Source organism: Myxococcus xanthus (assembly GCF_013116825.1).
Classification (GTDB): domain Bacteria; phylum Myxococcota; class Myxococcia; order Myxococcales; family Myxococcaceae; genus Myxococcus; species Myxococcus xanthus_B.
Genome location: NZ_JABFNS010000238.1, coordinates 1 through 6,040, shown reverse-complemented (window position 1 = coordinate 6,040; position 6,040 = coordinate 1). Strand labels below are relative to the sequence as shown.

Annotated in this window: 1 protein-coding gene; it reads right to left on the bottom strand. The window is 65.7% G+C overall.

The features are described 5' to 3' along the window. Positions 1–6,040: non-ribosomal peptide synthetase (locus HNV26_RS36500; RefSeq protein ID WP_171453006.1), on the bottom strand; the 6,040-nt coding region annotated here is incomplete at both ends.

Genomic DNA, 6,040 nt, shown 5'->3' with positions numbered 1-6,040 from the left:
GGCTGCCGCGCCTGCATCTGCTCGAAGAGCGCCGCCGTCAGCCACAGCGACGTCACGCCCGACGACTCCAGCTTCCGGCCCAGCTCCTCCAACGTCGGCGTCCCTGCTGGGTACACCACCAACCGCGCGCCGTGCAGCAGCGCGCCCCATACCTCCAGCGTCGAGGCATCGAAGGAGATGGGCGCCAGTTGCAGCCACACCTCTTCCGGCCCGAAGTGCGCGAAGTCTGTCCCCAGCACCAGACGTGACACCGCTCGGTGCGGCACGCCTACGCCCTTTGGCTTTCCCGTGCTTCCCGACGTGAACATCACGTACGCCAGGTTTCCACCGCCCACATGAGTGCTCGGTGCGACCTCCGGTTGCAGGGCAATCTGCGTGTCCCACTCCGTGTCCAGACACACATTGGACTCGGTGTCGGAGAGCATCATGGCCTTGAGCAACTTCTGCTGCCCAACCAGCAGCGTGACGCTCGCCTCCTGCATCATCCAAGTCAGCCGCTCCAACGGGTAGCTGGCATCCAGCGGCACGTACACGCCACCTGCCTTCAGGATGCCCAGCACGCTCACCACCAACTCCAGCGAGCGCTCCACGCACAACCCCACCCTCACCTCGGGCCCCACACCCATGCTTCTCAGGTGGTGTGCCAACTGGTTCGCACGGCGATTCAGCTCCCCGTACGTCAGTCGCCGGTCCTCGTACTCCACCGCCACCGCGTCCGGCGTCCGCTGCACCTGCTGCTCGAAAAGGACACCCAGGCTCGCTTCGCGTGGGTACGTGGAAGCCGTCCCACGCCACTCGTTCACCAACCGCTGCTGTTCTTCACTGCCCATCAGCGGTAGCGCAGCCAGCGGCAGCTCTGGGGCGCGCACAGCCGACTCCAGGAGCACCCGCAAGTGCCCCAGCAGCCGCTCCATCGTCTCGGCTTCAAACAGGTCGCTGTTGAACTCAAGCGCGCCCGAAAGCCCTCCCGCACTCGACTCTCCCAAGCCCAGTGTCACGTCGAACTTCGACGTCGTCGCAGACGACTCGGCCGCCTCCAGCGTCAGCCCCGGCAGGCTCACCGCTCCTCCCGGCGCGTTCTGCAGCACCAACATCACCTGGAACAGCGGGCTGCGGCTCAAGTCCCGCTCCGGCTGCAGCTCCTCCACCAGCCTCTCGAATGGCACTTCCTGGTGCGCGTACGCACCCAACGTCACTTCACGCACCTGCGCCAACAACTCGCGGAAGCTTGTCGCCGCAGACACCTTCGTCCGCAGCACCAGCGTGTTCACGAAGAAGCCAATCAGCCCCTCCGTCTCAGCCCGCGTCCGGTTCGCTATCGCCGTCCCGACGCATACGTCTTCCTGCCTCGCGTACCTCGACAGCACCACCTGGAAGGCCGCCAGCAGCACCATGAAGGGCGTCGCGTTCTCCCGCTGTGCCAGCCCCTTCACGCCCTCCCACAGCTCCTTCGACCACTCCAGTCCTCTCGTGTCCCCTCGGTACGTCTGGACCGCCGGCCTCGCCTTGTCCGTCGGCAACTCCAGCGCAGCTGGCGCACCCTCTAGCTGTTTCCTCCAGTACTCAAGCTGCTCCTCCAGCACCTCTCCCTTCAACCACTCCCGCTGCCACACCGCGTAGTCCGCGTACTGCACCTCCAGCTCCGTCAGCGGTGACTCGCGCCCCTGCGCGTACGCCTCGTACAGCGCCACCAACTCCCTCACCAGCACCCCCATCGACCAGCCGTCCGACACGATGTGGTGCATCACCAACACCAACACGTGCGCTTCTTCCCCCTCCTTCAGCAGCGTCGCCCTCAGCAGCGGCCCTGTCGCCAGGTTGAACGGGCGAAGCGCCTCTTGCTCCGCAATGCGTCTTGTCTCCAGCCCTTCTTCGCCGCCGTCCTGAGGTCCGCACGCCAAAAATTCCAACCGGGTCGAGGCAGTGTCGGAGACAACCTGGACGGGCATCCCGTCCTGAGCACGGAAGGTGGTTCGCAACGATTCGTGTCGGCGAACCAACTCATCGAAGCTACGGCGCAACGCGGCAACGTTGAGGGCGCCTGTGAGCCTCACTGCGACCGGCACGTTGTAGAAGGCGCTGCCAGGCTCCAGTTGGTCGAGGAACCACAGTCGCTGCTGAGCGAATGATAGCGGCAATGCCCCCTGGCGCGGTGCCCGCCTCAGAGGCGGCCCCTGGGGCATCAATCTCCCCACCTGTGCGTGTCCTAGCCGGAGGGCCAGTTTCTCTACCGTCGGCGATTCGAAGACGTCCCTCAGGGGGAGTTCCACCTGGAAGGACTCGCGGACGCGTGACACCAACTGCGTGGCCAGCAGCGAGTGGCCACCCAGCTCGAAGAAGTCATCGTCGATGCTGACGCGCTCAACGTTGAGTACCTCGGCGAAGATGGACGCCAGCTTCTGCTCAGTCGCCGTTCGAGGCGCCTCGAAGTGCGCCGTCTTCGGCCCCTGCGCATCCGGGGTGGGCAGCGCCTTGCGGTCCACCTTGCCGTTCGGCGTCAGCGGCAGCGACTCCAGCACCACGTACGCAGAAGGCACCATGTACTCAGGTAGCCGCTGCTTCATGTGGCTTCGTAGTGCACCCATGTCCAGCGAGGCACCTTCCTCCGCCGTCACGTAGGCCACCAACCTCTTGCCTTCGCTCCCGTCCTCCCGCGCCACCACCACGGCTTCGCTGACGCCACTGTGCTGGGCCAACGCCGCTTCCACTTCGCCCAGCTCAATCCGGTAGCCGCGCACCTTCACCTGCGTGTCCGCTCGGCCCAGGAACTCCAGCGTCCCGTTCCCCTGCCACCGCACCACGTCTCCCGTGCGGTACAGCCGCTCTCCCTCACCGAATGGGCTTGGGACGAAGCGCTCCGCCGTCAGCTCCGGGCGTCCCACGTACCCCACTGCCAGGCCGTCTCCCCCCACGTACAGCTCGCCCGGTACCCCCACCGGCACTGGACGCATTGTCCCGTCCAGCACGTAAGCCACCGTGTTCTTCACCGGCCGGCCAATGGACACCGAGGCACCTACTTCCTCGGGCCTCTCCATTCGGTACGTACTGGAGAACGTCGTGTTCTCCGTCGGGCCATACCCGTTGATGAGCACACCGCCTGCTGCCAGCCGCTCCTTCACTCGCAACACGGGCAGCGCGTCACCACCCGCCAGCAACTGGCGGACACTGGCCAACGCCTTCGGCTGCCGCGCCTGCATCTGCTCGAAGAGCGCCGCCGTCAGCCACAGCGACGTCACGCCCGACGACTCCAGCTTCCGGCCCAACTCCTCCAGCGTCGGCGTCCCTGCTGGGTACACCACCAACTCCGCGCCGTGCAGCAGCGCGCCCCACACTTCCAACGTCGAGGCGTCAAAGGAGATGGGCGCCAGTTGCAGCCACACCTCTTCCGGCCCGAAGTGCGCGAAGTCCGTCCCCAGTACCAGGCGCGCCACCGCTCGGTGCGGCACGCCTACGCCCTTTGGCTTCCCCGTGCTTCCTGACGTGAACATCACGTATGCCAGGTTTCCACCGCCCACGTTGGCACTCGGCGTGCTCTCCGGCTGATGGGCAATCTGCGTCTCCCACTCCGTGTCCACGCACACCACCAACTCGCCACCCGCGGCCACCTCGTCCGCCAGCTTCTCCTGCGCCACCAGCACCGCGACGCCAGCCTCCGCCTTCATCCACGCCAGACGCTCTAGCGGGTAGCTGGCATCCAGCGGCACGTACACGCCACCTGCCTTCAGGATGCCCAGCACGCTCACCACCAACTCCAGTGAGCGCTCCACGCACAACCCCACCCGCACCTCGGGCCCCACACCCATGCTTCTCAGGTGGTGTGCCAACTGGTTCGCACGGCAATTCAACTCCGCGTACGTCAGTCGCCGGTCCTCGTACTCCACCGCCACCGCGTCCGGCGCCCGCTGCACCTGCTGTTCGAAGAGGGCACTCAGGCTCGCTTCGCGCGGGTACGTTGAAGCCTTCCCGCTCCACTCCTTCACCAACTGCTGCTCTTTACGGCCCATCAGCGGCAGTTCGGCCAGCCGCATCTCCGGCTCAGCGTCGGCTGCCTCCAACAGCACCCTCAAGTGTCCGAGCATCCGGTCCATCGTCCCGGCCTCGAACAAGTCGCTGTTGTAGTTGACCATGGCCATGACGCCGTCCTTCACCTCCTCCATCACCAGAGACAGGTCGAACTTCGACGTCCGCCCCTCCGACTCCACGCCGGAGAGCCTCAAGCCATCTCGGAGCTTCACCTCCGTCACGGGCGTGTTCTGCAGCGTCAGCGTCACCTGGAACAGCGGACTGCGACTCAGGTCACGCTCGGGCTGAAGCTCCTCGACCAACTTCTCGAACGGCACGTCCTGGTGCGCATACGCACCCAATGTCACCTCCCGCACCTGAGCCAGCAGCTCACGGAAGGTGGATGCCGGGGACACCTTCGTCCGCAGCACCAGCATGTTCGCGAAGAAGCCGATCAGTCCTTCCGTCTCACCTTGCGTGCGCCCTGCGATGGGCGCCCCCACGCACACGTCGTCCTGTCTCGAGTAGCGGGCCAGCACCACCTGGAAGGCCGCCAGCAGCACCATGAATGGCGTTGCTCCTTCGCGCTGTGCCAGGGCCTTCACCCGATCCCACAAGGACAGGGGCCAGGACTGGTCGAGATGCGCTCCTCGGAAGCTCTGCGCTGCGGGCCGCGGTTTATCCGTCGGCAGCTCCAGCGATTGGGGTGCCCCCTTCAACTGCCGCTTCCAGTATGCGAGTTGCGACTCCAGCACCTCGCCCTTCAGCCACTCCCGCTGCCACACTGCGTAGTCCGGGTACTGCACTGGCAGTTTCGGTAGCAGAGAGGGGCGCCCCTGCAAGAACGCCTCGTAGAGCGCGGTTACATCCCGCACGAGGACTCCCATGGACCACCCATCAGACACGATGTGGTGTGTCACCAGGATCAGCACGTGCTCCTGCTCGGACAGCTTCAGGAGCGTCACACGTAGCAATGGGCCCCGTTCGAGATCGAACCGCTGGTGTGCCTCCTGTTCGACCAGACGAGTGACTTCCGCCGTGCGCGCGACCTCCGCCGATGACTCCAGCCCCATGCTTCGGAAGGCCAGCACCGGCTCGGCTGCGATGATCTGAACGGGTTTTCCATCCCGAGTGCTGAACGTCGTCCGCAGTGACTCGTGGCGCCGCACGAGCTCGACGAAGCTCCGCTCGAGCACCTCGGCATGAAGCGGCCCCTCGACCCGAAGGACGGCCGGCACATTGTAGGAGGCGCTCCCTCGCTCCATCTGGTCCAGGAGCCATAGCCGCTGCTGCGCGAACGACGGAGGCAATACCCAGCTCCCATCCGCTCGTGGCTTCAGGGGCGGAGCGGTGATCGACGCTCCGGTGCGAATAGCTTGGTCTACCCGCTCGGACAGGAGCGACAGCGTGGGGGCCTCGAACAATTCACGGAGCGGGAGCTCGATTCGGAAGGTGCTCCGAATCCGCGACACCATCTGTGTTGCCAACAGTGAGTGGCCGCCCAGCTCGAAGAAATTGTCCTTCGAACCTACCCGCTCCACGCCCAACACCTGCGAGAAGATCCCAGCGAGCAGTTCCTCTGTGGGAGTGCGCGGCGCCACATAATCGGAACCTGGCGTGCCCGGCTTCGACACCGGAGCAGGCAGCGCCTTGCGGTCCACCTTGCCGTTCGGCGTCAGCGGCAGCGTCTCCAGCACCACGTACGCAGAAGGCACCATGTACTCCGGCAGCCGCTGCTTCACGTGACTTCTCAGCGCGCTGGACTCCAGTTCCGCGCCCTCTTGCGCCGTCACGTAGGCAACCAACCGCTTGCCTTCGCTCCCGTCCTCCCGCGCCACCACCACGGCTTCGTTGACGCCATCGTACTGGGCCAACGCCGCTTCCACTTCGCCCAGCTCAATCCGGTAGCCGCGCACCTTCACCTGCGTGTCCGCTCGGCCCAGAAACTCCAGCGTCCCGTTCCCCTGCCACCGCACCACGTCTCCCGTGCGGTACAGCCGCTCTCCCTCACCGAATGGGCTTGGGACGAAGCGCTCCG